The sequence below is a fragment of the Mesorhizobium sp. P2_B11 genome (assembly GCF_056404855.1).
The window spans coordinates 218,990-245,756 of the sequence record NZ_JBFUDF010000002.1; the positions used below are offsets into that span (position 1 = coordinate 218,990).

At 64.0% G+C, this 26,767-nt stretch carries 25 protein-coding genes; 13 read left to right on the plus strand and 12 right to left on the minus strand.

Annotated features, from left to right (window positions below):
• The first annotated feature begins 2 nt into the window (after positions 1-2).
• Genes sdhA through AC1DYJ_RS05490 form a run of 5 tightly spaced genes read left to right on the plus strand, consistent with a single transcriptional unit; the run spans position 3 to position 4,499 of the window.
• Positions 3-1,835, plus strand: coding sequence for a succinate dehydrogenase flavoprotein subunit (sdhA, locus tag AC1DYJ_RS05470; protein ID WP_477288534.1), 1,833 nt, complete (start codon positions 3-5; stop codon positions 1,833-1,835).
• A 1-nt stretch (position 1,836) separates the two neighbouring features.
• Positions 1,837-2,274, plus strand: a complete 438-nt coding sequence (locus AC1DYJ_RS05475) for a DUF3052 domain-containing protein (protein WP_477288536.1) — start codon at positions 1,837-1,839, stop codon at positions 2,272-2,274.
• Positions 2,274-3,053 carry a succinate dehydrogenase iron-sulfur subunit gene (locus tag AC1DYJ_RS05480; protein ID WP_477288538.1) on the plus strand — a complete coding sequence of 260 codons (780 nt, stop codon included), beginning with the start codon at positions 2,274-2,276 and terminating at the stop codon, positions 3,051-3,053. Before AC1DYJ_RS05475 ends, AC1DYJ_RS05480 begins: the two co-directional genes overlap by 1 nt.
• Positions 3,054-3,060: 7 nt before the next feature.
• A complete protein-coding gene (locus AC1DYJ_RS05485; RefSeq protein ID WP_477288540.1) occupies positions 3,061-3,873 on the plus strand; it encodes a nucleotidyltransferase domain-containing protein in 813 nt (270 codons plus the stop codon).
• Positions 3,870-4,499, plus strand: coding sequence for a YceH family protein (locus tag AC1DYJ_RS05490; RefSeq protein WP_477288542.1), 630 nt, complete (start codon positions 3,870-3,872; stop codon positions 4,497-4,499). Before AC1DYJ_RS05485 ends, AC1DYJ_RS05490 begins: the two co-directional genes overlap by 4 nt.
• A 211-nt stretch (positions 4,500-4,710) precedes the next feature.
• Here AC1DYJ_RS05490 and AC1DYJ_RS05495 read toward each other — a convergent pair whose 3' ends face one another.
• Positions 4,711-5,136, minus strand: a complete 426-nt coding sequence (locus tag AC1DYJ_RS05495; RefSeq protein WP_477288543.1) for an OsmC family protein — start codon at positions 5,134-5,136, stop codon at positions 4,711-4,713.
• A 221-nt stretch (positions 5,137-5,357) separates the two neighbouring features.
• On the opposite strand from AC1DYJ_RS05495, the gene AC1DYJ_RS05500 reads away from it, so the two are divergent.
• Together AC1DYJ_RS05500 and AC1DYJ_RS05505 are read left to right on the plus strand one after the other, a co-directional pair.
• Positions 5,358-5,579: a hypothetical protein gene (locus AC1DYJ_RS05500; RefSeq protein WP_477288545.1), complete on the plus strand. Its 222-nt coding sequence runs from the start codon at positions 5,358-5,360 to the stop codon at positions 5,577-5,579.
• Positions 5,576-5,932 carry a YciI family protein gene (locus AC1DYJ_RS05505; protein ID WP_477288547.1) on the plus strand — a complete coding sequence of 119 codons (357 nt, stop codon included), beginning with the start codon at positions 5,576-5,578 and terminating at the stop codon, positions 5,930-5,932. Before AC1DYJ_RS05500 ends, AC1DYJ_RS05505 begins: the two co-directional genes overlap by 4 nt.
• Before the next feature lie 38 nt (positions 5,933-5,970).
• Here AC1DYJ_RS05505 and AC1DYJ_RS05510 read toward each other — a convergent pair whose 3' ends face one another.
• The 10 genes from AC1DYJ_RS05510 to AC1DYJ_RS05555 all read right to left on the minus strand — a co-directional run bounded on the left by AC1DYJ_RS05510 (position 5,971) and on the right by AC1DYJ_RS05555 (position 17,678).
• A complete protein-coding gene (locus tag AC1DYJ_RS05510) occupies positions 5,971-7,575 on the minus strand; it encodes a GMC family oxidoreductase (protein WP_477288549.1) in 1,605 nt (534 codons plus the stop codon).
• A complete protein-coding gene (locus tag AC1DYJ_RS05515) occupies positions 7,572-9,089 on the minus strand; it encodes an FGGY-family carbohydrate kinase (protein WP_477288551.1) in 1,518 nt (505 codons plus the stop codon). Before AC1DYJ_RS05515 ends, AC1DYJ_RS05510 begins: the two co-directional genes overlap by 4 nt.
• Positions 9,082-9,924, minus strand: coding sequence for a class I fructose-bisphosphate aldolase (locus tag AC1DYJ_RS05520; RefSeq protein ID WP_477288553.1), 843 nt, complete (start codon positions 9,922-9,924; stop codon positions 9,082-9,084). Before AC1DYJ_RS05520 ends, AC1DYJ_RS05515 begins: the two co-directional genes overlap by 8 nt.
• On the minus strand, positions 9,836-11,644 hold the full coding sequence (locus AC1DYJ_RS05525; protein WP_477288555.1) for a glycerol-3-phosphate dehydrogenase/oxidase: 1,809 nt from the start codon (positions 11,642-11,644) through the stop codon (positions 9,836-9,838). Before AC1DYJ_RS05525 ends, AC1DYJ_RS05520 begins: the two co-directional genes overlap by 89 nt.
• Positions 11,645-11,720: 76 nt before the next feature.
• Positions 11,721-12,716, minus strand: a complete 996-nt coding sequence (locus AC1DYJ_RS05530) for an aldo/keto reductase (protein ID WP_477288556.1) — start codon at positions 12,714-12,716, stop codon at positions 11,721-11,723.
• Complete coding sequence (locus AC1DYJ_RS05535) at positions 12,706-13,686, minus strand: sugar-binding transcriptional regulator (RefSeq protein ID WP_477288558.1); 981 nt, start codon at positions 13,684-13,686, stop codon at positions 12,706-12,708. The genes AC1DYJ_RS05530 and AC1DYJ_RS05535 overlap by 11 nt, the downstream gene beginning before the upstream one ends.
• Position 13,687: 1 nt before the next feature.
• Positions 13,688-14,674, minus strand: a complete 987-nt coding sequence (locus tag AC1DYJ_RS05540) for an ABC transporter permease (RefSeq protein ID WP_477288647.1) — start codon at positions 14,672-14,674, stop codon at positions 13,688-13,690.
• 17 nt (positions 14,675-14,691) lie between these two features.
• Positions 14,692-16,224, minus strand: coding sequence for a sugar ABC transporter ATP-binding protein (locus AC1DYJ_RS05545; protein ID WP_477288560.1), 1,533 nt, complete (start codon positions 16,222-16,224; stop codon positions 14,692-14,694).
• Between the two features lie 67 nt (positions 16,225-16,291).
• Positions 16,292-17,311: a substrate-binding domain-containing protein gene (locus tag AC1DYJ_RS05550; RefSeq protein WP_477288562.1), complete on the minus strand. Its 1,020-nt coding sequence runs from the start codon at positions 17,309-17,311 to the stop codon at positions 16,292-16,294.
• A 40-nt stretch (positions 17,312-17,351) separates the two neighbouring features.
• Entirely contained in the window at positions 17,352-17,678 is a 327-nt protein-coding gene (locus tag AC1DYJ_RS05555; RefSeq protein WP_477288564.1) for a hypothetical protein, read from the minus strand.
• Between AC1DYJ_RS05555 and AC1DYJ_RS05560 the strand changes: the two genes are divergently transcribed.
• Positions 17,677-18,207 carry a hypothetical protein gene (locus tag AC1DYJ_RS05560; RefSeq protein ID WP_477288566.1) on the plus strand — a complete coding sequence of 177 codons (531 nt, stop codon included), beginning with the start codon at positions 17,677-17,679 and terminating at the stop codon, positions 18,205-18,207. The two genes, AC1DYJ_RS05555 and AC1DYJ_RS05560, sit on opposite strands and share 2 nt — an antisense overlap.
• 248 nt (positions 18,208-18,455) lie before the next feature.
• On the opposite strand, the gene AC1DYJ_RS05565 is transcribed toward AC1DYJ_RS05560, so the two are convergent.
• Complete coding sequence (locus AC1DYJ_RS05565; protein WP_477288568.1) at positions 18,456-19,712, minus strand: ubiquinone biosynthesis hydroxylase; 1,257 nt, start codon at positions 19,710-19,712, stop codon at positions 18,456-18,458.
• Positions 19,713-19,922: 210 nt separating this feature from the next.
• Here AC1DYJ_RS05565 and tesB point away from each other — a divergent pair, with 210 nt between their 5' ends.
• The 5 genes from tesB to AC1DYJ_RS05590 all read left to right on the plus strand — a co-directional run bounded on the left by tesB (position 19,923) and on the right by AC1DYJ_RS05590 (position 26,734).
• On the plus strand, positions 19,923-20,798 hold the full coding sequence (tesB, locus tag AC1DYJ_RS05570; RefSeq protein WP_477288570.1) for an acyl-CoA thioesterase II: 876 nt from the start codon (positions 19,923-19,925) through the stop codon (positions 20,796-20,798).
• A gap of 217 nt (positions 20,799-21,015) precedes the next feature.
• Positions 21,016-21,354, plus strand: coding sequence for a P-II family nitrogen regulator (locus AC1DYJ_RS05575; RefSeq protein ID WP_023670499.1), 339 nt, complete (start codon positions 21,016-21,018; stop codon positions 21,352-21,354).
• A 31-nt stretch (positions 21,355-21,385) separates the two neighbouring features.
• A complete protein-coding gene (locus tag AC1DYJ_RS05580; protein ID WP_477288572.1) occupies positions 21,386-22,744 on the plus strand; it encodes an ammonium transporter in 1,359 nt (452 codons plus the stop codon).
• A gap of 485 nt (positions 22,745-23,229) precedes the next feature.
• Positions 23,230-25,902: a DNA translocase FtsK gene (locus AC1DYJ_RS05585; protein ID WP_477288574.1), complete on the plus strand. Its 2,673-nt coding sequence runs from the start codon at positions 23,230-23,232 to the stop codon at positions 25,900-25,902.
• A gap of 151 nt (positions 25,903-26,053) precedes the next feature.
• Positions 26,054-26,734: an outer-membrane lipoprotein carrier protein LolA gene (locus AC1DYJ_RS05590; protein WP_477288576.1), complete on the plus strand. Its 681-nt coding sequence runs from the start codon at positions 26,054-26,056 to the stop codon at positions 26,732-26,734.
• Positions 26,735-26,767 lie beyond the last annotated feature (33 nt).

Below are 26,767 nucleotides of genomic sequence, written 5' to 3' on the forward strand. Positions count from 1 at the left end.
TTTTGGCCAAGGACGCGAAATCAGCCAACCCGGCTTACACCTATGTCGACCACAAATTCGATGTGGTGGTCGTCGGCGCCGGCGGCGCCGGCTTGCGCGCCACGCTCGGCATGGCCGAACAGGGCCTGCGCACCGCCTGCATCACCAAAGTGTTCCCGACCCGCTCGCATACGGTGGCGGCCCAGGGCGGCATTGCCGCGTCGCTGTCCAATATGGGTCCGGATTCCTGGCAGTGGCACATGTACGACACCGTCAAGGGCTCGGACTGGCTGGGCGATGTCGACGCCATGGAATATCTGGTGCGCGAAGCTCCGGCCGCGGTCTACGAACTCGAACACTACGGCGTGCCGTTCTCGCGCACCGAAGAGGGCAAGATTTACCAGCGGCCGTTCGGCGGCCACATGATGAATTATGGCGACGGCCCGCCGGTGCAGCGTACCTGTGCGGCGGCCGACCGCACCGGCCACGCCATTCTGCACACGCTCTACGGCCAGTCGCTGAAGAACAACGCGCAGTTCTTCATCGAGTATTTCGCGCTCGACCTGATCATGGAGCCGGATGGCACCTGCACCGGCGTCGTCGCCTGGAACCTCGACGACGGCACCATCCACCGCTTCTCGGCCAAGATGGTGGTGCTGGCGACCGGCGGCTATGGCCGCGCCTATTTCTCGGCTACCTCGGCGCACACCTGCACCGGCGACGGCGGCGGCATGGCCGCCCGCGCCGGCTTCCCGCTGCAGGACATGGAATTCGTGCAGTTCCACCCGACCGGTATCTATGGCGCCGGCTGCCTGATCACCGAGGGCGCGCGCGGCGAGGGCGGCTACCTCGTCAATTCCGAGGGCGAGCGCTTCATGGAGCGCTACGCGCCGTCGGCCAAGGACCTGGCCTCGCGCGACGTCGTCTCGCGCTGCATGACGCTTGAAATCCGCGAAGGGCGCGGCGTCGGCAAGAAGAAGGACCACATCTTCCTGCATCTCGACCATCTCGATCCCGCCGTGCTGCATGAGCGGCTGCCGGGCATTTCGGAATCGGCAAAAATCTTTGCCGGCGTCGACCTGACCAAGGAGCCGATCCCGGTGCTGCCGACGGTGCACTACAATATGGGCGGCGTGCCGACCAATTACTGGGGCGAGGTGTTGAACCCGACGGCGGAAAGCCCCGACCGGGTGTCGCCGGGGCTGATGGCGGTGGGCGAGGCCGGCTGCGCCTCGGTGCACGGCGCCAACCGGCTGGGCTCGAACTCGCTGATCGATCTGGTGGTGTTCGGCCGCGCCGCTGCGATCCGTGCGGGCCAGGTCATCGACCGCAACTCGGCGATCCCTTCGCCCAACGAAGCCTCGGTCGACAAGATCATGGATCGCTTCGACCGGCTGCGCCACGCCAACGGTTCGACGCCAACCGCGGTGCTGCGCGAAAAAATGCAGAAGGCGATGCAGGAAGACGCCGCCGTGTTCCGCACGCAGGAATCGCTGGAGAACGGCTGCAAGCGCATTTCGGAGATCTGGACCGAACTGAAGGACATCAAGGTGTTTGACCGCTCGATGATCTGGAACTCGGACCTGGTCGAGACGCTGGAGCTGGAAAACCTGATGGCCAACGCCATCACCACGGTCTACGGCGCCGAAGCCCGCAAGGAGAGCCGCGGCGCGCATGCGCGTGAGGATTTTGCCTCGCGCGACGATGCCACCTGGCGCAAGCACACGCTGGCCAGGCTCAGCGAAGACGGCAAGGTGACGCTCAGCTACCGTCCCGTCCACACCGAACCGCTGCTGGCCGAAAAGGACGGCGGCATCAGCCTCGCCAAGATCGCGCCCAAGGCCAGGGTGTATTGAGATGGCGCTGGCGGCCTCAGGCTATTCGGGCACGCCGCTTCCGGCCAAGCTTGGCCTGAAGGACGGGATGGTCGCGGCGTTCATCGCGCTGCCTGACGATCTCAGCGATCTCGCCGATGCGGTCGACTTCGCTCAGGTCGACCGGCTGGGCGAGTGGTCTGACATTTCTGGCGCGTCTCTGAAATATGACGCCGTGCACGCCTTCACTCGGCAGCGCGCCGAGATCGAGGATCGCCTTGGCGATATCGAAGCTGCGATCAAACGCGACGGCATGGTCTGGGTGTCCTGGCCGAAGAAAGCGTCGAAAGTGCCGACCGACGTCACCGAAGGCGTCGTTCGCACTGAGGCGCTGAAGCGCGATCTGGTCGACGTCAAGGTCGCCGCCGTCAACGAAATCTGGTCCGGGCTGAAGCTCGTCATCCGAAAGGACCTGCGGTAATGGTCGAACTCACGCTTCCCAAGAACTCGAAGGTGCAGCCGGGCAAGACCTGGCCGAAGCCGGAGGGCGCTACCAACCTGCGCGAATATCGCATCTACCGCTGGTCGCCGGACGATGACGAGAACCCGCGCATCGACACCTATTTCGTCGACATGGACGATTGCGGGCCGATGGTGCTCGACGCGCTTTTGTGGATCAAGAACAAGATTGACCCGACGCTGGCCTTGCGCCGCTCCTGCCGTGAAGGCATTTGCGGCTCCTGCGCCATGAACATTGACGGCTCCAACACGCTGGCCTGCACCAAGGGCTGCGACGATATTTCCGGCGCGGTCAAAGTCTATCCGCTGCCGCATATGCAGGTGGTCAAGGACCTGGTGCCCGACCTCACCAATTTCTACGCCCAGCACGCCTCGATCCAGCCCTGGCTGCAGACGGTGTCGCCGACACCGGCCAAGGAATGGCTGCAGAGCCATGAGGATCGCGAAAAACTCGACGGGCTCTACGAGTGCATATTGTGCGCCTGCTGCTCGACGTCATGCCCGAGCTACTGGTGGAACGGCGACCGCTATCTCGGCCCCGCAACGCTGCTGCAGGCCTATCGCTGGCTGATCGACAGCCGCGACGAGGCCAAGGGCGAGCGGCTCGACAATCTCGAAGACCCGTTCCGGCTTTACCGCTGCCACACCATCATGAACTGCGCCCAGACCTGCCCGAAGGGCCTCAACCCGGCCAAGGCGATCGCGGAAATCAAGAAGATGATGGTGGAGCGGCGAGTTTAGTTACCGGATGGGACCACTACCCGCGGACTTTTCGCCCGACGCCGTCGCGGCCTTGCGCGACCGCCTCGATCTGGTGCGAGGCCAGGGTGTCAAAATCCTGTTCGCCATCGAAAGCGGCAGCCGCGCCTGGGGCTTCCCGTCTCCCGACAGCGATTATGACTGCCGCTTCGTCTATGTCAGGCCGGTGAGCGATCACCTCGTGCTGCAGCAGCCGCGCGACGTCATCGAATTTCCGATCGAAGGCGAGATCGATGCCGGCGGCTGGGATTTGCGCAAAGCGCTGCTGCTGGCGCTCGGCGGCAATGCCGTCATCGTCGAATGGGCGAAATCGCCGATCGTCTACGAAGAGCTTTCCGGCTTTCGCCGCCGGCTTCTCGATTTGCTGGCCGAGATCGTCGATCCGGCGAAGGTATCGCACCACTATCTCGGGCTTGCGCGCTCGCATGTCGCCAAGATCGGCAGCTTTGCCGATGAGGTGAAGCTGAAGAAGCTGTTCTATCTGATCCGCCCGCTGGTGGCGCTCGACTGGATGGAACAGCGCGGCTTTGCCGGCCTGCCGCCGATGAACCTTGGCGAATGCCTTGACCAGACCGAGGTACCGGCTGAGGCCAGCGCCGAAATCCGCGGCCTGATCGAGCGCAAAAGCCGCACGCGCGAAATGGGCTCGGGTCTCATCCCGACCGCAATCGCGCGCTATCTCGAAGCGCGCTATGGTCACCACGCAATGAACCTTGCCGGCGCCGTCAGGGACGAAGCCGGCCAGGCGCGCAAACATGAAGTTGCGACCGAATTTTACCGCCGGGAGGCTGAACTGCAATGAGCGACGAGCTTCCAATCCTCAATCCCGTCGAAGCCCGCGTGCTCGGCTGCCTGATCGAGAAGAAGGAGCTGACGCCGGATGTCTATCCGCTGACGCTGAATGCGGCACTTGCGGCGGCCAACCAGAAGACGGCGCGCGAGCCTGTCATGGCGCTGGAGCAGACGGAGGTGCACCGCGGCCTGAAGCTGCTCGAGCAGAAGGGACTGGTGCGGCAGATGTTCGGCTCGCGCGTCGAGCGCTATGAGCATCAGATGGCGCAGCGTTTCTCGCTGACCACGCCGCAGACCGCGGTGATCGGCCTGCTTCTGCTGCGCGGCCCGCAGACGGCGCATGAGCTGCTGGCGCGAACCGAGCGGATGGCGCGGTTTTCGTCGATCGAGGATCTGCGTGCTGAACTCGACATGCTGATCGGCCGTAGGCCGCCGCTCATCCAGGAGATCCCGCGCGGGCCGGGCCAGCGCGAGGACCGTTACGTGCATCTGCTCGCCGGGGCGGTGGATGTTGCTGCGCTGTCGGCGCAGCGGAGCGCGCCGGCCATGCCTGCTTCCGATCTGGAAGCCCGGATTGAATCGCTGGAGCAGGAAGTGGCGGCCCTGCGCGCCCGGCTTGATGCGCTGGGGGCTTAACGGAGAGGTCGGCGCGAGGCCCCCCTCTCTGTCCTGCCGGACATCTCCCCCTCAAGGGGGGAGATTGGCAGTTCCAACGCTGGCGCTCTTGCTACAACAACGGCGATTGGCGAAACCCGGCGTGACATCTGATCTCCCCCCTTGAGGGGGAGATGCCCGGCAGGGCAGAGAGGGAGGCGACGAATCGCGGCCCCTCAGATAGAAACGCCTATCACCCCAATTTCGCGTCCAGCGAAACCTTGATCGCTCCGAGCGCCTTTGACACCGGGCACTCCGCCTTGGCCTTCTCGGCCAATTCCTTGAACTTCGCCGCGTCGATGCCCGGCACCTTGCCGACCAAAGTGATGGCGCTGCCGGTGATGCCGGTGCCGGGCACCAGCGTCACCACCGCCTTGGCGTCGAGCTCGGTGGCGGGCGTGCCGTTCTCGGCCAGGAAATGCGACAGCTGCATGGCGTAGCAGCCGGCGTGTGCCGCGGCGATCAACTCTTCGGGATTGGTGCCGGATTTGCCGCTCTCGTCCTCGAAGCGCGCCTTGAACGAATAGGGTGTGCCTTTCAAGGCGCCGCTCTGGCTGTCGAGCGTGCCCTTGCCCTCTTTCAGATTGCCCTTCCAGACGGCGTTTGCGGTGCGGTCCATAAAATCCTCCTTGATTGCAGCGATGGCGCCGGCCAGGCGGCGTTCCTCCCAACTATAGCGCGGCGGGAGGGGAAGACCACCGCACTTGTTTGTGCGCCCGTGGGGATCCAACGATGCGGCCAAAATTATTTTCAAAAAATCTGCGTGCAAAAATGTCGACTTGCCCTGGCGCCGACCGTCCTGCGGGCGGCCACGGATTCTCGTGGCGGATGGAGGTACCCATGAACAATCTGTTTTCTGCCCATTGGAATGGCACCGGCCGAAGGTGTGCCACAGAAGAAATCGACCCGCTGCATGTGCCGCCTTCCGGCTTTGGCCGGCTGCTCGCGGCAATTGCCATCATCGGCATTGCGGTCATCCTTCTCGACCATGCGGCTGTCGGGATGAGCGCAACTGATACCGTGATCGCCTATGGTTCGTCCGAGCAAGGGAGCTGGAAATGAAATATGTCTGTCTGGTCTATGGCGAGGAAAAAGACCTCCATGCCATGACGCCGCAGCGTCTTGCCAAGCTCGACGCCGATTCGATGGCCTATGACCGGTCGCTGGATCAGCAAGGCAAGCTGATCATCGCGCAGGCGCTGAAATCGGTGAAGACGTCGAAGACGGTCCGGCGGCGCCAGGGCAAGCGGCTGATCACCGACGGCCCCTTCGCCGAAACCAAGGAACAGTTGCTCGGCTTTGTCATGATCGAAGCCGACACGCTCGACGCGGCGCTGGAGATCGCCGGCGAGATTCCGCTGGCCGAAATCGGCACCATCGAGGTGCGGGCTATCTACGACGTGCCAGGGTCATAAGAAGGACGGAGCGCCTCGTCGGCTGCGCGTCGGCAGGCTCACGCGCGGCGGATCAGGTCCGCCGCCTTCTCGGCGATCATCACCACCGGCGAGGCGGTGTTGCCGGAAACGATGCGCGGCATGATCGAGGCGTCGATGACACGCAGGCCTTCGACACCGGTCACGCGCAGGTCCGGGCTGACGACCGCTCGGTTGTCGATGCCCATGCGGCAGGTGCCGACAGGATGGAAGATCGTCGTGGCGATCGAGCCGATCTGGTGCAGCAAATCGTCGTCGGACTGGTGGCCGAGACCGGGCAGAATCTCCTCCGGATGGAAGGCTTCAAGCGCCTTGGCGGTCATGATCGAGCGCGCCTGCCGCACCGAGCGTAGCGCGATTTCGCGGTCGCGCACCGTCGAGAGATAGTTCAGCCGGATCTCCGGCTGCACGGCCAGTTCATGCGTCGTGGCGTGCACGGAGCCGACACTGTCGGGGCGCAGATTGCAGACCGACATGGTGATCGCCGGGAACGGATGCAGCGGGTCGCCCAGCCGGTCGGTCGACAGCGGCTGAACGTGGTATTCGAGGTCCGGCGTCGCCATCGACGGATCGGATTTCGAGAACATGCCGAACTGGCTCGGCGCCATCGACATCGGCCCCGATCGGGCAAAGGCATATTGCAGCGCGATCCGCGCCTTGCCGGTCAGGCTGTTGGCCAGCGTGTTGAGCGTCAGCGCCGACGACACTTTGTAGACAGTGCGGATCTGCAGATGGTCCTGCAGGTTCTCGCCGACATCGGGGCTGGCGTGAACCACGTCGATGCCAAGTCCGGCGAGGCGGTCCGGCTGGCCGACGCCTGACAGCTCGAGCAGTTTTGGCGTGTTGATCGAGCCGGCCGTCAGCAGCACCTCGCTTTTGACCTTGGCCTCGACGGTGTCGCCGCCGACGCGGTAGCGGACGCCGGTCGCGCGCTTGCCGTCAAACAGCACCTTCTCCACATGCGCGTTGACGACCAGCCGGAGGTTCGGCCGCCGCAGCGCCGGGCGTAGGAAGGCCTTGGCTGTGTTCCAGCGCACGCCCTTGTTCTGGTTCACCTCGAAAAAGCCCGACCCTTCATTGTCGCCGTCGTTGAAATCCTCGCGCGGCATGATGCCGAATTCCTTGGCGGCCTCCTGCACCGTGTTCAGGATCGGCCAGGACAGGCGTTGCCGCGCCACTTTCCATTCGCCGCCGGAACCATGCAGCTCGGTCTTGCCGCCGTGATGGTCTTCGGATTTGAGGAAATAGGGCAGCACATCGTCCCAGCCCCAGCCGACATTGCCCATCTGCCGCCAGCCATCATAGTCGGCCGCCTGGCCGCGCATGTAGATCATGCCGTTGACCGAGGTGCAGCCGCCCAGAACCTTGCCGCGTGGATAGACCAGCGAGCGGCCGTTCAGGCCGGCTTCGGGCGCGGTTTTCATCATCCAGTCGGTGCGCGGATTGCCGATGCAATAGAGGTAGCCAACCGGGATGTGCACCCAGTGGTAATTGTCGCTGCCGCCGGCCTCGAGCAGCAGCACGCGCGTCGCCGGGTTTTCACTCAGGCGGTTGGCCAGCACGCAGCCGGCCGTGCCTGCGCCGACGATGATGTAGTCGTAGTCGCCTTCGAGCCGTTGGGTCATTGCGGTGCTTGTCCTGCGGCCTGTTCGGCCCAGAACGATCGCAGCGTATCGGCGAGGCCGCAATAGGCGCGATAACGCCTGTTGTAGTGTTCTTCCATGGACGGGTCCGGACGGTAGGCGGCGCTCGACCGGGTCATGGCATCGACCCCGGCTTCATAGTCGGCGAACAGACCGGCCGCCACGCCGGCGCCGATCGCAGCACCCAGCGCACCGGTCTCGCGCGCCTCGGGGACGGTGATCGGCACGCCGAGCCCGTCGGCAAAAATTTGCGGCCAGTGCTCGCTGCGCGATCCGCCCCCCGAAAGCACTGCCTTGTCGAAGCTGACGCCGGCGTTTTTCAAGACGTCGATGTGGCGCCTGTGCTCGAACATCACGCCCTCGAACAGTGCGCGCAGCAGATGGCCTTCTTTGTGCCAGCCGGCTAGGCCGTAGAAGCCGGCACGGAATTCCGCACCCTGTCCCGATCCGTAGAGAAACGGGTGAAAGATCGGATCATCCCAGGCCGGCGTTATCGCGCCGACCGCTGCGTTGCAGTGGCCGAAAGGATCGTCATGATGGGCGCCGCGCTCGACGAATTCGCGCACATACCATTCGAGATTGGCGGCCGATGTCGCGCTGGATTCGATGTTGACGAAGCGGCCGGGGCCGAAGCGCGCCACCATGAAAACACTGGGGTCGACAACCGGCGCGGTAGAGAACACCTGATTGACCGACCATGTGCCGGCGATCACAGAGGCTTCGCCGGGACGCACGACGCCCGCGCCCATGGCACTGGCGACGACATCGAAATAGCCCGCGATGACCGGCGTGCCTGCCGCCAGTCCGGTCTCGGCTGCCGCCTGTGCGGTGATCGTGCCGGCAATGTCGGCGCTGTCGAGCAGGCGTGGCAGTTTGGACTGCGCATCCTCGATGCCATAGAGCGCGAGAAGTTCGGCATCGTAGACGCCATCCGGCATGCGCACGAGACCGCAGCCGGACATGTCGGAGACGTCGCTCACCCGCTCGCCGGTGAGGCGGTAGGTGATGAAATCCTTGCACAGCATCGCCGTGCCGGTCGCAGCATAGAGGTCAGGCGCATGCTCTTTGACCCAGGCCAGCAAGGTCGGCGTTTGCGCCGGCCACGGCTTTTGCAGGCAGATGGCGTGCAGCGCTTCGGCGTTGCTCGACGCCAGTGTCGCCGCCGTGGACGCAGCGCGGGTGTCGAGCGACTGGATGCCGATCAGCGGTGTGCCGACGCGGTCGACCAGATAGAGCCCGTTGCCGTGGCCGGCGCAGCCGATGGCGGCGATTTCACGCGCATCGATGCCGGCCTCTGCAATGCAGGCGCGAATGGCGTCGCGCGCGTCGGCCCACATGCCGCCGAGGTCGCGCTCGACATAGCCGGGTTGCGGCGTGTGCGAGCGGCCGGCAACGGCATGCATGGCGAGCTGCCGTCCGCCACGATCGAACAGCACCGCTTTGATGATGGTGTTGCCGGCGTCGAGGCCGAGCAGATATGCGGCTTGATCAGCCATTGTTGTAGATATCCCAGGCCTCTTCGCCGCCGGCATCGTTGTGGATCATCGCCATCAGCGCGTTGACCACCGCCTTCGGGTTGGCATGCTGATAGATGTTGCGGCCATAGACCAGCCCCTTGGCGCCTTGTCTGAGCAGCGCCGAGGATTTCGCCAGCACCGTCTTCAAGTCGTCCTTGCCGCCGCCGCGCACCAGTACCGGCACGCGCGCTGCCTCGACGACGCGGTGGAAATCTTCCGGCCGCTCGGTCGGGTCGGCCTTGATGATGTCGGCGCCCATTTCAGCGGCGAGCCGCACCAGCGTGACGATCTTTTCGGCGTCGCCATCGACCTGGTAGCCGCCCCTGATATCGTTGGGCAGCATGACCAGCGGCTCGATCATCAACGGCATGCCGTAGCGGTGACAGGCGGCGCGGACCTTGCTGATGTTTTCAACGCATTGGCGAAACAGCTCCGGCTCGTCGGGCAGCATGAACAGATTGACGACGACACAGGCGGCGTCCATCTCCAGCGCGCCGATGATCGGCTCGTCATGGTTCTGCAGCATCGACCACATCACGCGGTGGCGCTCAGCGTTATAGGGATTGCCCATGTCGATGCGCATGACGAGCGCCGGCTTGTCCTTGTCGGGCCGCGATTGCAACAGATCGGCCTGGCCGTAGGCGAGCTGCAGCGCGTCGGGGCCTGCCGCGATCAGCGTGTCGATGACCCTGGGCATATCCTCCAGGCCGACGAGGAAGCCGGGTTCATTGCACACGCCGTGATCGAGCGCCACGTCGAGGCAATTGCCGTTGGTGAACATCCGGTTCATCCGGGCTTTGGCGCTGACTTTCATGTTCTGCTCCTGAGATCGTGCGTTGGTCGAGCATCTCTTGCGAGACCCCGTGATAGGTGTCGAGTTCAGCAATCAGGTTTTCTATCTCGTCGTCGCGACGCTGGTGGGTCCAACCGTGCTCGGCGGCCAGCGCATCGGCGATGCGATCGATTGAACCCATCGAGATGTCGCCGGCAATGGCAAGCGATGTGCGGCGCAAGACAAGGTCCGACAGGCCGGTCACGAACTCATGCCTGATGAGGTAGACGATCTCGGCCGCCGTGGTTTCGGTCCTGCCGTCGAGCCTGGTATCGTCGGGACGCCCGAGACAGAACAGGATGACGTCGCGCGCGCCGCAGCCGTAGCGATCGACGAGATAGGCGGCGCGCTCGCTGCTGATCGCAAACTCCCCAGCCAGCTCGGCCGCCAGCGATGCCGGGTCTGCGGGAAAGCCGAGCCCACCGCCGATGGGCAGCGTGAGTGTGCCACTAAGGCGCTCGCGGCCTAGCTCGGCAAGCACCTCGTCGGCCGCCTGTTCGGCGAAGGCGCGGAAGGTCGTCCATTTGCCGCCGATCATGCAGAATTGCGGGATGTCGCCGGCGATGCGATGGACCGAATGGCCGCGCGAGATCCGGCCGGTGAAGGCGTGGTCGCTCTTCGGCAGCGGCCGGATGCCGCTATAGGTGAAGACGACATCGGAGGCATGGACGGGAATGGACGGAAACACCAGCCGAGCCGCCGCCAAGATATATTCGGCTTCGGCCGGTTCGCAGCGCACGCGCCCGGCCTCGCTGACGCGGATATCCGTCGAGCCGACCAGCACCTTGCCGAGATAGGGGAACATGATGCAGACGCGGCCATCGGCATTCTCGAAGAAGATCATGTGGCCGCCGAGTGCCTGGCAGAGCGGCTCATTGTCGAGGATCAGGTGCGACCCTTTGGTGCCCTCGACCAGCGGCGCCGCCGGCTTTTCGGATGCGTCGAGCCGGGCGATTGCCGAATCCAGCCATGCGCCCGTCGCGTTGACGATTGCCTTGGCGGTCACGACGAAACGTTCTCCACCCGCTGTATCGGTGAGTTCGAAGGCCGACCCGACCCGCGCGATCTCGGCGCGGTTGAGCGCCAGGCAGTCGGACACCAGGCGTGCGGTATCGAGCAGCAATTCGATACCGAGCCGTTCCGGATAGCTGATCCAGGCGTCGTAATAGGTGGCGGAGAAGCGCAGTTTGGGGTCAAGCGCCGGCCATTGCGCGAAGGTCGCCCTGGCGCTGCGGAAACTGTGGCGCGGCAGCACCCGGCGCTTGCGCGTCGTCCAGTCATAGAGCGCCAGGCCGGCCTTGATCGCCAATGCGCCGCGGCTGGAAGGGGTTTCCGAAAGCCCGAGAAAGCCCGCCGCGCCATTCATCAGCCCGGAAAAGACGGAGCGGATCGGAATTGTCGTCGGCAGCGGCCGCACCATATGCGGCGCATTGGCCAGCAGCGCGTCTCGTTCGCGCAACGATTCCTGCACCAGGCCGAATTCGCCATTTTCGAGATAGCGCAGGCCGCCATGGATCATGCGCGAGGGGGCGGCGCTGCAGCCGGAGCAGAAATCATTGCGCTCGACCAGCAGCACCCTCAGGCCCTGCAGCGCCAGTTCGCGAAAAACGCCGATGCCGTTGATGCCGCCGCCCACGACGACGACATCGAACGCACCGTTGCGGCGGATCGTGTCGAGGATGACGGTTCTCTGGTCAGGCATGGCTTCGCCGGGCAAAGTTGGGCCGTTCTGCCGTCCGGTGGACGGCAGCTCAACTGGGTTTCGGTTATGGATGGCGTCAGGCGGCGAGATCGGTCAGATGGCGGCTGGCGGCCTCGCTGATCTGTTTCAACTCTTCGCCGGACAATCGGATGCGGCCGGCTTGCGCGTTTTCCTTGGCTTGTTGCGGGCTGCGGGCGCCGCAGAGCGAGAAGGTGATGCCCGGCTGCTGCAGCGTCCAGGCGATGACCACCTGTGCCTCGCTGGCGCCATGCACCGCGGCAATCGGCCGGATTGCTTCCATCAGTGCCGCCACTTTGCAGCGGTTGGCCAAGGAGAAGCGGGGATTGTCCTTGCGCTGGTCGTCGCCGGTGAAGACGCGGTCCGGACCGACCTTGCCGGAGAGCAGGCCGAGCGCCAGCGAGGAATAGCTGAGCACCGAGACGTTGTTCTCCGCGCAGAACGGCAACAGGTCTTGTTCTATGTCGCGCACCACCATGCTGTATTCCTGCTGGACGGCATCGAGCTGGCCGGCGGCGAGGTAAGCCTTCACATCACTGATGCTGACATTGCTGGCGCCGATGGAGCGGATCTTGCCCTGGGTCTTGAGGCGGTCGAGCGCTTCCATGGTTTCAGTGACTGGAGTCGTCGGATCCTGCCAGTGGGTGATGTAGTGGTCGATATGGTCGGTGCCGAGACGGCGCAGGCTCTGCTCCACCTCGTAGACCACCGAGCCGGCGCCGAGATAGCGATGCACCGGCGCGCCGTCATAGTCGAAGAAATGGTTGCCCTTCTTCGTATGCCAGACCAGGCCAAGCTTGGTGGCGAGCACGACCTTGTCGCGGCGGCCCTTGATCGCCTTGCCGACGATTTCCTCCGACAGTCCCTGGCCATAGGCCGGCGCGGTGTCGATCAGCGAAACGCCTTCGTCGATCGAGGCTCGGATGGTGTCGATGGACTGCGCCTCGTCGGTGCCGCCCCACATCCAGCCGCCTATGGCCCAGGTGCCGAGGCCAATCGCGGAGGCGGAGATTCCCGACGCGCCAATGGTGCGCGTCAACATTTCAGGCGACATTGCGTATGCTCTCCGCGTTGTTCAGGACTGCGTTGGCCGTCTCTTCGTCGACGACCAGTGATTTCAGATAGGCGCCGCGCAGCGCGGCGCGGATCGGCCAGACTTTTTCGGCGCCGCTGGCCACCCCCATCACCGACCGGCAGCGGCCGAGTTCGGAAGGCGCAAGCGCCACCAGGCGGTCGTTGGGCGGATAGTCGGCAAGCGTGCCGTCGTCGCGGATCAGGTGAGCCAGGAACTCACCGACCGCACCGCTGGCGGCGAGTTTTTCGCGGTCGGGATCGAGGCCTGGGTGAAGGTCGTAATAGCTGGAGCCCGGCGTCTGGATCGATCCGACGCCGACGAGTGCGATCGCCGCCTTGCGGGCGAGGTCGAAGATCTCGCGCACCGAGGCCATGTCCAGCAGCAGGTCGCGCTGCTCGCGGCTCTCGGCGAACAGTGGTGCATGCAAGAGCATGCTGGAGCCGCCGAGCCGTTCGGCCAGCCGCGTCGCCAGATGGTTGACGTCGGTATAGTGCTTGCCCTGGACGCCGCCGGTCAACGGCACGACGGTGACGTCGAAGGCGCGTTCCGGCTGCAGGTTCTCGACCAGGGCGCTGATCGCCTTGCCGCCGGTGATGGCGATGACATCGCCGTCGCGCAAGGTCTCGAGCAGCTGGTTGGCGGCCGCGCGACCCACCTGCTGCAACGTGCTGTCGGGGCTGCCGGCCACGGTCGGCGTCACGATCGCGCCCGCCAGTTGCGCGATCTCGATCAATTGCTTTTCGATATCGACCAGGCGCTGGAACGGGCTCTCGACCGCGATCCTCAGCATGCCGAGCTTGCGGCCCTGGGCGATCAGGCGATTGACCTTGGACGGCGACAGATTGAGCGCCGCCGCAATGTCGTTCTGCTTCATGCCGTCGACGAAATGCAGCACCAGCACGGTGTGGATCTGCCGGATCGCCTCGAAATCTTCCCTGCCGTCGGCCATCTCAACCCCGCCGCTTGTTGAAGTAGTAATCGGCGGTCACCGCCGTCAGCAGAATGGACCCGCGGATGATGTCCTGCCAATAGACGGACACGTCGAGCAGAGCGAGCGAGCTTGAAACGACGGAGAGCAGGATCGTGCCGAGGATGGCGCCGAGAATGGTGCCGGAGCCGCCGGTCAGACTGGCGCCGCCGATGACAGCCGCGGCGATGACGTTCAGCTCCATGCCGGCGCCGAATGTCGGCTGGGCCGAGCCGAAGCGGGCCATGTAGATGACGCCGGCAAAGCCGCACAGGGTCGAGCAGAGCGTCGTCGTCAGGAACACGACCTTCTTGGTGCGGATGCCGGAATAGGCGGCCGCCTTCTCGTTGCTGCCGGTGTAGAAGACTTTGCGGAACATCGTCGTGCGGCGCAGCATGAAGTCGGACAGGACGGTGAAGACGATGAAGATGATGATGACGACTGGAATGCCTGCAATGGCGCCCTGGCCGATGAATTTGAACTCGGGCGGCAAGGTATAGAGCCCGAGCGGGCGGCCGCCGGTGCCGAGCAGGCAGAGGCCGCGCGCAATCACCATCACTGCCAGCGAGACGATGAAGTGGTGCAGCCCTACCCGGGTGACGAAGAAGCCCATGAAGGCGCCGATGCCGCCGCAGGCCGCGATCGCAACCAGAGATGCCAGCCAGGGGTCGACGCCGGCGAGGAAGAGCAGGCCGGCGATCACCATGGCGAGTGCCGTGACCGAGCCGACCGAAAGGTCGATACCGCCGGAAATCAAGAGGATCGTCATGCCGACCACGACGATGCCTTCGACAGCAAAAGCCATCGCCATCGCCCGCATATTGTCCCAGGTGAGGAAGTAGGGCGATGCGAACGACATCACCACAAACAGCACGGCGATGATGAGGATCAGGCCGGTCTCACGCATCCTGATCAGGCCGCCGAGCCTTTCCCCGAGACCGATCCGGGCCGGTTGCGTTGCGCTGTCCATGCTTTCCCCCACGATGCTCATGCGGCGCTCCGTTCATCTGTCCGCTGCTCATCGACAAGCGATGCCAGGACCATGATGTTTTCTTCGGTCATTTCCGCTCCGGCGACCTCGCCGGTGATGCGTCCCTCGCGCACGATCAGCACGCGGTCGCAGACGCCGATCAGTTCCGGCAGTTCGGAAGAGATGACGACGATGCCGACGCCGTCACGCGCCAGTCTGCGCAGGATGCGGTGGATTTCCGCCTTGGCGCCGACATCGACGCCGCGCGTCGGCTCGTCGAGAAAGATCACCTTCGGGTCGACCGACAGCATCTTGGCGATCGCCACCTTCTGCTGGTTACCGCCCGACAGCGTCGAGACCGGCTGGCCGACATGGCCGCATTTCAAGGACAGCTGCTTGCCGATCGTCTCCGCCCGCTGTTTCTCGCGCCGTTCGTTGATGAGGCCGAAGCGTGTGGCGATGCGGTCGACCGCAAGAGCCGAGATGTTGGCAGCGATCGACATGTCGAGGAACAGGCCATCGCCCTTGCGATCCTCGGAGAGGTAGACGATGCCGGCGGCGATGCTGTCGCCATAATGGGTCAGCGACAGCGGCTTGCCGTGCAGGCTGACATCGCCGGTCACCTGACCTTCCAGCCGGCAGACGCCTCTGACGATCTCGCTGCGGCCGGCCCCGATCAGGCCGCCAATGCCGAGGATTTCGCCCTTGCGCAGTTTGAAGCTGATGTCGTGGAAGGTTGTCGTCTCGCAAAGGTTGGCGACTTCGAGCAGGATCTCGTCGGATCGCTCGTCGTCGCGCAGCTTTTCAGGATAGAGGCTGTCGATGACGCGGCCGACCATGGAAGCCACCACCTGTTCGGGCGTCGTCGCCGCTATCTCGAGCGTGGTGATGTACTGGCCGTCGCGCAGCACGGTGACGCGGTCGCAATTGTCGAAGATCTCGGCCATGCGATGCGAGATGTAGATGATGCCAATGCCTTCGCCGGCAAGCTGGTGAATGATGTCGAACAGGTTCGTGGCCTCGCGCTCGGTCAGCGCGGCCGTCGGTTCGTCGAAAATGAGGATGCGGCAATCGAGCGTCAGCGCCTTGGCGATCTCGACCAGCTGCTGCTGGGAAATCGACAGGCTGCGCACCATGGCGGTCGGATCGATGTTGCCGAGCCGCGCCAGGATCGTTTCGGCGCGTTTCTCGAGGTTGCGGTAATTCATCAGCAGCGCCGTGCTGGCATTGGTGAGCGACATGAAGATGTTTTCGGCCACCGAGACATCGGGGCAGAGCGCGATCTCCTGGTGCACGAAGCCGATGCCGAGTTTTTGCGCCGCCAGCGGCGAGGGGATGGAGACAGAGCGGCCATCGACCTGGATGTCGCCGCTGTCGGGCGGCAGGATGCCGTCGATCACCTTCATCAGCGTCGACTTGCCGGCGCCGTTCTCGCCGGCAATGGCGTGGATTTCGCCGGCACGCAGCTCGAAGGACACATCGCGCAACGCCCGGACAGGACCGAACGATTTGCTGAGGCCGGATATTGTGAGAAGGGCCGGGGTTTCCACTGCGGTGCTCGCCTGCTCAGGGGGGTGAGGCAACCGCGCCGGATGGCGCGGCTGCCTGATGGTCGGATCAGCTGGGATCGCGGCCCTGCATGTACTTGTTCAGGTCGAACGAGTCGGCATTCTCCTTGGTGATGACGGCAAAGCCGTTATCGGCGAAGGGGATGCGCATCGGGTTGTAGCCCGACGCCTTGTAGTCGTTGAACGGGTCGATCAGTTCCGGATGCGCCGCCATGAAGGTGGCGACGAAGCCGAGATAGCCCTGCATGCCCTGGTTGGGGCTCAGCGCCATGTGGATGTTGCCGGCCTTGATCTGCTCCAGCGTCGCAGGCGTGATGTCGGCGTGCATGATCAGCACCTTGGCCTTGGCTTCCAGAACGGCAGCGACCGCGCCTTCGGCCGAACCGGCCTCCGGAATCCACAGCGCCTTGAGGTTCGGGTTGGCCTGCAGCATCGACGCCACCGCCTTGTTGGCGACATTGGCGTCCTGGTTGGAGGCTTGGCGTCCGACCAGCTTCATCTTCGGATAGTTCTTGGCGAGATAGTCGATGAAGGCGGTGACGCGCAGATCGTGGTTGCTCTGGCCGGGGTTCTCCAGCACGCCATACTCGGCATCGTCGCCGACCTGCTTGACGATCTCCTCGGCAGCGAATTTGGCTTCCGCCAGATTGTCCGAGGTGATGTAGGACACGCGCTTCGACTTCGGCGAGTCGGCAGCGAAGGTGACGACGGTGGTGCCGTTCTCGATGGCGCGGTCGATCGGCTCGATGAACGGATCGGCCTGCATCGGGTGCAGCAGCACGCCGGCCGGCTTCTTGATCAGATCCTGCTCAAAGGACGCAATCTGCTTGGCGATGTCATAGTCCGGCGTGCCCGAAAACACGGTCTTGCAACCCATCGCCGCCGCAGCCTGCTTGAAGCCCTGATAGACCGGCACCCAATAGGGATGCGCGGAGACCATGACGTTCATCACATAGGTCTCGTCCGGCTTGCACTGAAACTTGCTCTCTGCCGACGCGGCACCTGGCATTGCCAAGGTCAGCGTCATCACGGCGGCGCTCAATGCGCCCGCCAGCCCAATCCTGTTCATTCTCTCCTCCGGGTTCCCCGACGATGTAAGCCTCGTCGCGTCAGCTTTTGCAAGAAATTTCATCACGTGAAATCTCTGGCGAGTTTGAATAGGCCGGGATTTTTTGCGTGTCAATCGCTATGCACGAAATATCATTCAGTGAAATTTCTTGCAGACAATGCCCATTGATCCGGGTGGTGGCATCCATCGCAGGGGGCATCGTCTGATTGGCTTTGCGGCCGGCAACCTGAAACCAGGATGTTCGGTCTCGGTGTAGGTGCTCCGAGGGCAAACCCTCTGTTTTCTTAACCAGCCACAATTCTTGCGTGTTGAAGCAACGTCTGAGTTCTCCTATCGTCGCCGGGATTTTCGGGGGAATTTTCGACATGCCTTTCCTGATTGCTCTTCTCGGCTTGCTGGGAGCGGCGGCGTTCTGGTGGTACCGCATGAAGGCCATGAACGACGCCGCGCGCGAGGTCGCCGATGTCGTCGGGCGCGTCCAGGGAAACATCCGCCGCAAGAAGCTGCGCAAGCAGGCGGCGCTGTCGCCGCTGACGGCGATCGACGATCCGGTGGTGGCAGCGGCAACGCTGATCACCGCCATGGCTGCGGAGCACGGCCCGATCCTGCCGAAGCGCGAAACCGTCATCCGCGAGGTGATCTCGCAGATCGCCGAGAATCAGAAGAAAACCGACGAGGCCGTCGTCTACGCCAAGTGGGCCTCGGCGCAGATCGACGACACGACCATCGTCATCGACAAGCTGGCGCCGTTCCTGCGCGAGCGCCTCGATCCGCACGAGCGGGAAGATTTGCTGCAGATGCTGAACCGCGTCGCGCAAGGCGGCGAGCAGAGTTTTCGGGTCACCGACCAGCGCATGCTGCGGCTGCGGCAGAAGCTGGGTTTCGAGGTTAATTGAGACCTTCGCTTGGGTCGGTGATTAGCCGAAGCGCTTATCGTTTCGTCATCCGCGGGCGAAGCAAGGAGCGTAGCGACGCAGCGCAGACCCGAGGATCCATGCCGCGACGTACGAGCGCCGCCGCGGTGCAGAATTCTGCGCGGTTGCATCCTTCGGCGAAGGTCACGGCATGGATCCTAGGGTCTCCGCGACGTCGCTTCGCGACTGCTCCGCCCTAGGATGACGAAGTGGGGGATGACGCCAAACCGCTAGATCGCCTCGCCCTTAAGCAATCGTGGCGTGTCGCCGGACAGACCGGACGCCTGGCGGATAAAAAACTCCTTCAGCCGCGGCATGCGCTCAACCAGCCCGAGGCCGATGTCGCGGATCTGGCGCAGCGGGCCGATGTCGTTGGAAAACAGCCGGTTCAGCACATCGGTGGTGACGCCCATCTGCACGGTGTCGAAGCGGCGCCATTGCTGGTAGCGCTCGAGCACGTCGAGCGCACCGATGTCCTGTCCGAGGCGGTCGGCTTCGACCACCACTTCGGCCAGCGCCGCCACATCCTTGAAGCCGAGATTGAGGCCCTGGCCGGCAATCGGGTGGATGCCGTGGGCGGCGTCGCCGGCAAGCGCGATGCGGGGCGCGACGAAGGCGCGCGCGATGGTCAGGCCGAGCGGCCAGGCGCGCGGCTTGTCGGTGACGCGGATTTCGCCGAGTTTCAGGCCGAAACGCAGTTCCAGCTCATGCTCGAAGACCAGGTCATCGCCCGAAACCAGTTTCTCGGCATCCTCGGAGCGTTCGACCCAGACCAGCGACGAGCGGTTGGTGCCGTCCTCGGTCGGCTTCAGCGGCAAAGTGGCAAACGGGCCGGCCGGCAGAAAATGTTCCTCGGCGCGGCCATTGTGCGGCCGCTCATGCGCCACCGTGCAGACGATGCCGGACTGGCCGTATTCCCACTTCACCGTCTTGATGCCGGCCATGTCGCGCAATTTCGAATTGACGCCGTCGGCGGCGACCAGCAGCCGCGCCTTCAGTGCCCCGCCGTCGGCCAGATGCACGGTGACGCCGGCGCCGTCCGCATCAAAGGCGCTGACAGCGGCGCCTTCGAGGATCTCGATGCCGAGCTTTTGCGCGCGGCGGCGCAAGGCGCCGTTCAAATCCTTGTTGGCGACCATGTGGGCGAAGGGTTCGCCGGGCGCGACTTCGCCGTCGAAGGTCAGAAACACCGGGCGCACCGGATCGGCGGTGCGGGAATCGGTGACGATCATCTCGGTGATGGCTTGCGATTGACCGACGATTTCCTGCCAGACGCCGAGCTGATCGAGCATGCGGCATGCGGCGGCGGCGATCGCCGAGGCGCGGCCGTCTTTCTGCCAGACGCCGGCAGGCGCTGCATCGACGACGGCAACCGCCAGGTTCGGCCGCGCCTGTTTCAGCGACACGGCGGCGGCGAGCCCGACATAGCCGGCGCCGGCGACCAGCACGTCGAGCGGTTTTTTTGCGTCCGTCTTGCGGTCTGCCATGTCAATTCCTTTCGAAGCCATGACCGTCATGCCCCTGCGGGGCCATTGCGGCCTTGACTGCCCGCCATTCCTGTCCGAAACCGCCATATCATCTTAGAGCTGTTCTGCGTTTCATGGAATCGCAGAACAGCTCTAAGTCTTTGTTTCGCAATTCCGGACGGAAAACCGCTCACACTTTTCCTGGAATTGCTTAAGGCGAGGTCACGAAGCATGACAGCGGCCATGGACGAGCTTCTCAGCATTCTCGACCTCGAGCAGCTGGAACACAATCTGTACCGTGGTCGCAGCCCCAAGCTCGACTGGCAGCGGGTCTTCGGCGGCCAGACCATCGCCCAGGCGCTGGTCGCCGCGCAGCGCACGGTCGAGCCCGAGCGTCATGTGCACTCGTTGCATGGCTATTTCATGCGGCCGGGCGACACCAAGGTGCCGATCGTCTACGAGGTCGACCGCATTCGCGATGGCGGCTCCTTCACCACGCGGCGCGTGGTGGCGATCCAGCACGGCCAGGCGATCTTTTCGCTGGAAGCCTCGTTCCAGCAGGACGAGGTCGGGCTTGAACATCAGCTGCCGATGCCGCGCGACGTGCCGGCGCCCGACAGCCTGCTGTCGCAGCGTGAATTGCTCGGAAAGTTCGGCGAAGCAGTGCCGGAAGGCATCAAGCGCTACTGGGAGCGCGACCGGCCGATCGAGATGAAGCCGGTGATGCTGAAGCACTACACCAGCCGCGAAAAGCTGGAGCCGCAGCAGAACATCTGGATCCGCACCACCGGCCCGGTGCCGGCCGACCGCGGCATCCAGGCGGCGGTGCTTGCCTACCTCTCCGACATGACGTTGCTAGACACCTCGACCTTCGCGCACGGCCGCGCCATTTTCGACCGCGACATCCAGGCGGCGAGCCTCGACCACGCCATGTGGTTCCACCGCAGCCATCCGCTCGACGACTGGATCCTGTACACGCAGGACAGCCCGTCGACGCAAGGGTCGCGCGGCTTCACCCGCGGCTCGCTGTTTGCCCGCGACGGCACGCTGATCGCCTCGGTTGCCCAGGAAGGCCTGATCCGCCTGAAACGCCCGCCTTCCGAATAGGCATTTTTGAGAAATTGCCTATTTTTTAATCAGTGACTGTCCGATGACAGTGCGCGCTGTGTCGCCGCGCATCGCGCAACCCGTTTGTTTACAATGAGTTAACACACTGCTTCGGCAACTGGCACGGAGCTTGAATCTTGTTGGGCACTCTCCGGGCTCTTTGGGTCGGTGAAGGTGTGCAAACGCGGGGGACCGCAACAGCAAAGGGTGAAACCTTATGAAAATCGTGATGGCAATCATCAAGCCGTTCAAGCTCGACGAGGTGCGCGAAGCGCTCACCGCCGTCGGCATCCAAGGCCTGACCGTCACCGAAGTCAAAGGCTACGGGCGTCAGAAGGGACATACGGAAATCTATCGCGGAGCGGAATACGCGGTCAGTTTCCTGCCGAAAATCAAGATCGAAGTCGCGGTCAGCACCGACCTGGTCGACAAGGCCGTCGAAGCCATCACGGCGGCCGCCAAGACCGGGCAGATCGGCGACGGCAAGATCTTCGTCTTCGGCATCGATCAGGCGGTGCGTATCCGTACCGGCGAAACAGACACCGACGCGCTCTGAGCGGCGAACACGTATTCCAATGGAGAGTTCAATGAATATTCCTTCCACCTTGAAGACGACGGGACGCGCGGCCGCACTCGGCTCGCTCGCTCTCGCAGCATTGGGCAGCGTCGCCGCCTTCGCGCAGGAAGCAGCCCCCGCGGCCGCAGCTGCCGCCCCGGCGGCGCCGACGCCCGTGCTCGATACCGGCAACACCGCCTGGATGCTGACTTCGACAGCGCTGGTGCTGATGATGACCATTCCGGGCCTCGCCCTGTTCTATGGCGGCATGGTGCGCAAGAAGAACGTGCTCGCCACCGTCATGCAGAGCTTCGCCATCACCTGCCTGGTGACGATCCTGTGGTTCATGTTCGGCTATTCGCTGGCCTTCTCCACCAATGATTCCGCCAGCGTGAACAGCTTCATCGGCGGCGCCTCGAAATTCTTCCACCATGGCATCACCACCTCGTCGCTGTGGGCGCCGGGCGTGGCGAACATTCCTGAATTCGTCTTCTCGATGTTCCAGATGACGTTCGCCATCATCACGCCGGCGCTGATCGCCGGTGCCTTCGCCGAACGCATGAAGTTCTCGGCGCTGCTGATCTTCATGGCGCTGTGGCTGCTGGTCGTCTACGTGCCGGTCGCGCATTGGGTCTGGGGTGGCGGTTTCCTCGCCGGTTGGGGCGTTCTCGACTTCGCCGGCGGCACGGTCGTCCATATCAATGCCGGTGTCGCGGGCCTGGTCTGCGCCCTGGTCCTCGGCAAGCGTGAAGGCTACGGCACCGTCAACATGGCGCCGCACAACCTGGTCTATTCGGTGATCGGCGCTTCGCTGCTGTGGGTTGGCTGGTTCGGCTTCAACGCCGGTTCGGAGCTGGCGGCTGACGGCCTTGCCGGTGCTGCCATGCTCAACACCCAGGTTGCCACCGCTGCGGCGGCTCTGGCCTGGATGTTTGCCGAATGGATCGTCGCCAAGAAGCCTTCGGTGCTCGGCATCATCTCGGGTGCGGTTGCCGGCCTCGTCGCGATCACACCTGCTTCCGGCTTCGTCAACCCGACCGGCGCCTTCATCATCGGCATCATCGCCGGCGTGCTTTGCTACATCTCGGCGGTCAAGGTGAAGCACATGTTCGGATATGACGACTCGCTCGATGCGTTCGGCGTGCATGGCGTCGGCGGCATCATCGGCGCCCTGCTCACCGGTGTGCTCGCCGACCCGGCGATCAACAGTCTCGGTGAGGGCGCCTCGTTCATCAAGCAGTTCTACGGCGTTGCCGTCACCATCGTGTGGACGGCGGTCGCTACCTTCGTGATCCTCTACATCGTCAAGGCGCTAGTCGGCCTGCGGCCGAGCACCCAGGAAGAGGTCGAAGGTCTCGACGTCACCCAGCATGGCGAGGTGGTTCCGTAAGGCCACCTGCCAACGGGACCGGCGGAACCCTCCTCCCGCCGGTCCCCCAATTTGCTTCAGAATCCCGTCGTGACGCTCCCGAAAAGGGCTCACGCATTGAGGCCCGGGTCATTCCGGGCCTCTTTTTTGCAAACTGTTCCTGCGAACCGGGGCTCACCATTGTCGTCCGCATCCCCCGCTCGGGGGATGAAAGCGCCGGACGGTTGTGACATCCAGGCTCGCGACATTGTTCGAACAGGAAGCACGCGTGAAAAAAATCTACGAAAAGCCGACGCTGTCAAAGCGCGAAAAACTGTCCCGTGTGACCGCTGGCATCCCCTTGTCGCAGCAGGCATGAGCCGAAACGGCCGTGGCGCGCGCTGCGCAAGATCGTTGCCCACGGCCTTATAGTTAATGCGGCCTTAACCTTCCCCCCGATAGTCTGGCGTTCGAATCTGCCGGAGTGCGTCATGCGCCCGGCCAGGCAAAAACAGACGGGGAAGAGCATGCGTTCAGGGGCTTCAGCACCGCTCGCGCTGACCGATACGGGGCACGGCATCCAGGCATTCGCGCGGCGCCAGGTCGGGCGGCTGGTCGGCGCCGGCCTGTTTGCGCTGGTCGCCTTCGGCGTCGCGGCGCTGGCCACCTGGAACGTCGCCGACCCGAGCTTCTCGCACGCCACCGACAACATCGTCACCAACGCCATGGGCTATGCCGGCGCGGTGTTCTCCGACCTCGCCATGCAGTTCTTCGGCCTTGCCGCCGTCGCCGCGCTGGTGCCGGCGGTGATCTGGGGCTTTCTCCTGTTTTCGGCGCGTGGCGTCGACAGGCTGCCGAAGCGCGGGCTCGCCTGGTTCGGCTTTGCGCTGCTTGCCGCCGCAATCGCCGGCTGCGTGGTGCCGCCCAAGACCTGGCCGCTGCCGACCGGCCTCGGCGGCGTGTTCGGTGACATGGTGCTCAACATCCCGGGCCTGCTCATTGGCGGCTACCCGACCGGCATCGTTGCCAGCATCATTGCCATGGTGCTCGTGGCGCCGGCGGTGTGGCTGTTTGCCTATGGCTCGGCGTTGATTGCGCGCAAGAACGGCTTTGCCGTCATGGAGCGCACTGCCGAGCCCGATCCCCGGGAGGACGATCTTCTCTTCGACGAAGACGAGGACGAGGGCGACGAGGGCATATTGGCGCTTGGCGCCATCACCCATTGGTGGCTGTCGTTCCGCGCCTACCTGCATCGCCGATCCGTACGCCGCCAGCAGGAGCGCGACGAGTTCGAGCCGGAGATGGAGCAGCGCTCCACGGCATGGCGTCGCGCCGCCGAACGGGTCGAATCCGCCGAATTCGCCGAAGCGCGGATGAGCCCGGATGGCCGCGCCCGCGTCGAACCGGAATTCTTCGCCGCCATGGTCAATGACCGCAGCGTTTCCGTCGATCCGGACGATGACGACGTCCTCGATGCCGGTTTCGACAGTGGTGATGAAGACGTTGAACTCGACGACGAGCCGGTCCAGCGCCGTGCCGCGCCGAATGGCAAGGTACAGAACTTCCGCTCCGATGCGGCGACCCGTGTTGCAGCACCGGCGGCGCGCCCCGTGCCGGGCGCCCGCGTCCAGCGCGAAGCGCAGACCTCGCTCATCGGTTCCGACACGTTCGAGATGCCGTCGCTGCATTTCCTGTCCGAACCGAAAAACATCGCCAAGGATGCCAGCCTGTCGAAGGACGCGCTGGAGCAGAATGCGCGGCTGCTGGAGGGCGTGCTGGAGGATTTCGGCGTCAAGGGCGAGATTATTGCCGTCCGGCCAGGCCCGGTGGTCACGCTCTACGAGCTGGAGCCGGCGCCCGGCATCAAATCGTCGCGCGTCATTGGCCTCTCCGACGACATCGCCCGCTCGATGAGCGCGATTGCCTGCCGCGTCGCCGTGGTGCCCGGCCGCAACGCCATCGGCATCGAACTGCCGAATGCCAAGCGCGAGACCGTGTATCTGCGCGAAATCATGGCCAGCCGTGATTTCGAGACGACCAAGATGAAGCTGGCGCTGGCGCTCGGCAAAAGCATCAATGGCGAAGCTGTCATCGTCGACATCGCCAAGATGCCGCACGTGCTGGTCGCCGGCACCACCGGTTCAGGCAAGTCGGTCGCCATCAACACCATGATCCTGTCGCTGCTCTACCGGCTGACGCCGCAGGAATGCCGGCTGATCATGATCGATCCGAAAATGCTCGAACTCTCCGTCTATGACGGCATCCCGCATCTTTTGACGCCGGTGGTCACCGATCCGAAGAAGGCGGTGGTGGCGCTGAAATGGACCGTGCGCGAGATGGAGGACCGCTACCGCAAGATGTCCAAGGTCGGCGTGCGCAACATCGACGGCTTCAACGCGCGCGTGCAACTGGCGGAGAAAAAGGGCGAAAAGATCTCGCGCACCGTGCAGACCGGCTTCGACCGCCAGACCGGCGAGGCGATCTACGAGACCGAGAATCTCGACCTCGAGCCGATGCCCTACATCGTCGTCATCATCGACGAGATGGCCGATTTGATGATGGTCGCCGGCAAGGACATCGAGGGCGCGGTGCAACGCCTGGCGCAGATGGCGCGTGCCGCCGGCATCCATGTGATCATGGCCACGCAACGCCCGTCGGTCGACGTCATCACAGGCACCATCAAGGCCAACTTCCCGACCCGTATCTCCTTCCAGGTGACGTCGAAGATCGACAGCCGCACCATTCTGGGCGAGCAGGGCGCCGAGCAGCTGCTCGGCATGGGCGACATGCTGTATATGGCCGGCGGTGGCCGCATCCAGCGCGTGCACGGCCCGTTCGTTTCCGACGACGAGGTCGAGAAGATCGTCGCGCATCTGAAGCTGCAGGGCGTGCCGGAATATCTCGACGCCATCACCGAGGATGACGGCGAGGACGATGACGACGAACCGTCTGGCAAGGGCGGTTCCGGTGGTGGCGGCAACAGCAATTTCGAGGATTCCGACGATCCTTACGACCAGGCGGTCTCGGTGGTGCTGCGCGATGGCAAGGCCTCGACCAGCTACATCCAGCGCCGGCTCGGCATCGGCTACAACCGCGCCGCCTCGATCATCGAGAAGATGGAGAAGGAAGGCATTGTCGGCCCGGCCAACCATGCCGGCAAACGCGAGATCCTGGTGCCGACGGAGGACGACAAGTTCTGATTGGACAATACGGCAGGGCAAAAACCGCCCGGCGGCAACCTTGAACCTTTTGGCGCGTTCAAGCGACGGAGGGCCGTTCGGCCGTCAAACTTAAGTCTAACTGGGGGTCCACGGACTGCAACGAGACACACACCACACGAGAGTGACCGGCATGAAAAACGATCCTTCCGCGCTCAGCGATTTCGCCCCAAACCGTCGCCAGCTGCTCGGCCTTGGCCTGATGCTTGCCGGCGCCGCTGCCGTCAACGTCATACCGGGGTTCCAGCTTTTGGCTTCGGCGCAAGCCGCGGTGCCGCCGACGGCGCAAAAGATCGCCGACCATTTCTCCTCGGTCAAATCGATGAGCGGCGAGTTCGTCCAGTTCGGCCCCAACAACCAGCAGACCGGCGGCAAGTTCTTCCTCGAGCGGCCGGGCAAGATCCGTTTCAACTATGACGGCAAGTCGAATTTCCGGGTGATTTCCGACGGCAAGTCGGTGGTCATCCTCAACAAGCGGCTGAACACCTCCGATCTCTATCCGCTGTCGAAGACGCCGCTGAAGCTGTTGCTCGACAACCGGATCGACCTTTCCGGCGGACGCGTCAAGGATATCAAGGAAGAGGCCGACGTGACCACCATCCAGCTTGCCGACAAATCAGTGTTCGGCAACTCGAAGATCACCATGATGTTCGATGCGAAATCCTTCGACCTGCGCCAGTGGACCATCACCGACGCCCAGGGCAAGGACACCACGGTGATGATTTACAACACAAAGGAAGGCGTCAGCTTCCCTGCGGATACATTTGCCATCGACTATACGGCGAATCGCGAGATCAACACCAAGACGCGGTAAGGGTCTGCGGGGCACACTTCTCCAGGTTTGCCG

Coding starts and splice junctions, on each gene's coding strand:
- AC1DYJ_RS05475 (WP_477288536.1), top strand. CDS start 1,837: ATGGCGCTGGCGGCCTCAGGCTATTCGGGCACGCCGCTTCCGGCCAAG.
- AC1DYJ_RS05480 (WP_477288538.1), top strand. CDS start 2,274: ATGGTCGAACTCACGCTTCCCAAGAACTCGAAGGTGCAGCCGGGCAAG.
- AC1DYJ_RS05485 (WP_477288540.1), top strand. CDS start 3,061: ATGGGACCACTACCCGCGGACTTTTCGCCCGACGCCGTCGCGGCCTTG.
- AC1DYJ_RS05490 (WP_477288542.1), top strand. CDS start 3,870: ATGAGCGACGAGCTTCCAATCCTCAATCCCGTCGAAGCCCGCGTGCTC.
- AC1DYJ_RS05495 (WP_477288543.1), bottom strand. CDS start 5,136: ATGGACCGCACCGCAAACGCCGTCTGGAAGGGCAATCTGAAAGAGGGC.
- AC1DYJ_RS05500 (WP_477288545.1), top strand. CDS start 5,358: ATGAACAATCTGTTTTCTGCCCATTGGAATGGCACCGGCCGAAGGTGT.
- AC1DYJ_RS05505 (WP_477288547.1), top strand. CDS start 5,576: ATGAAATATGTCTGTCTGGTCTATGGCGAGGAAAAAGACCTCCATGCC.
- AC1DYJ_RS05510 (WP_477288549.1), bottom strand. CDS start 7,575: ATGACCCAACGGCTCGAAGGCGACTACGACTACATCATCGTCGGCGCA.
- AC1DYJ_RS05515 (WP_477288551.1), bottom strand. CDS start 9,089: ATGGCTGATCAAGCCGCATATCTGCTCGGCCTCGACGCCGGCAACACC.
- AC1DYJ_RS05520 (WP_477288553.1), bottom strand. CDS start 9,924: ATGAAAGTCAGCGCCAAAGCCCGGATGAACCGGATGTTCACCAACGGC.
- AC1DYJ_RS05525 (WP_477288555.1), bottom strand. CDS start 11,644: ATGCCTGACCAGAGAACCGTCATCCTCGACACGATCCGCCGCAACGGT.
- AC1DYJ_RS05530 (WP_477288556.1), bottom strand. CDS start 12,716: ATGTCGCCTGAAATGTTGACGCGCACCATTGGCGCGTCGGGAATCTCC.
- AC1DYJ_RS05535 (WP_477288558.1), bottom strand. CDS start 13,686: ATGGCCGACGGCAGGGAAGATTTCGAGGCGATCCGGCAGATCCACACC.
- AC1DYJ_RS05540 (WP_477288647.1), bottom strand. CDS start 14,674: ATGGACAGCGCAACGCAACCGGCCCGGATCGGTCTCGGGGAAAGGCTC.
- AC1DYJ_RS05550 (WP_477288562.1), bottom strand. CDS start 17,311: ATGAACAGGATTGGGCTGGCGGGCGCATTGAGCGCCGCCGTGATGACG.
- AC1DYJ_RS05560 (WP_477288566.1), top strand. CDS start 17,677: ATGCCTTTCCTGATTGCTCTTCTCGGCTTGCTGGGAGCGGCGGCGTTC.
- AC1DYJ_RS05555 (WP_477288564.1), bottom strand. CDS start 17,678: ATGTCGAAAATTCCCCCGAAAATCCCGGCGACGATAGGAGAACTCAGA.
- AC1DYJ_RS05565 (WP_477288568.1), bottom strand. CDS start 19,712: ATGGCAGACCGCAAGACGGACGCAAAAAAACCGCTCGACGTGCTGGTC.
- tesB (WP_477288570.1), top strand. CDS start 19,923: ATGACAGCGGCCATGGACGAGCTTCTCAGCATTCTCGACCTCGAGCAG.
- AC1DYJ_RS05575 (WP_023670499.1), top strand. CDS start 21,016: ATGAAAATCGTGATGGCAATCATCAAGCCGTTCAAGCTCGACGAGGTG.
- AC1DYJ_RS05580 (WP_477288572.1), top strand. CDS start 21,386: ATGAATATTCCTTCCACCTTGAAGACGACGGGACGCGCGGCCGCACTC.
- AC1DYJ_RS05585 (WP_477288574.1), top strand. CDS start 23,230: ATGCGTTCAGGGGCTTCAGCACCGCTCGCGCTGACCGATACGGGGCAC.
- AC1DYJ_RS05590 (WP_477288576.1), top strand. CDS start 26,054: ATGAAAAACGATCCTTCCGCGCTCAGCGATTTCGCCCCAAACCGTCGC.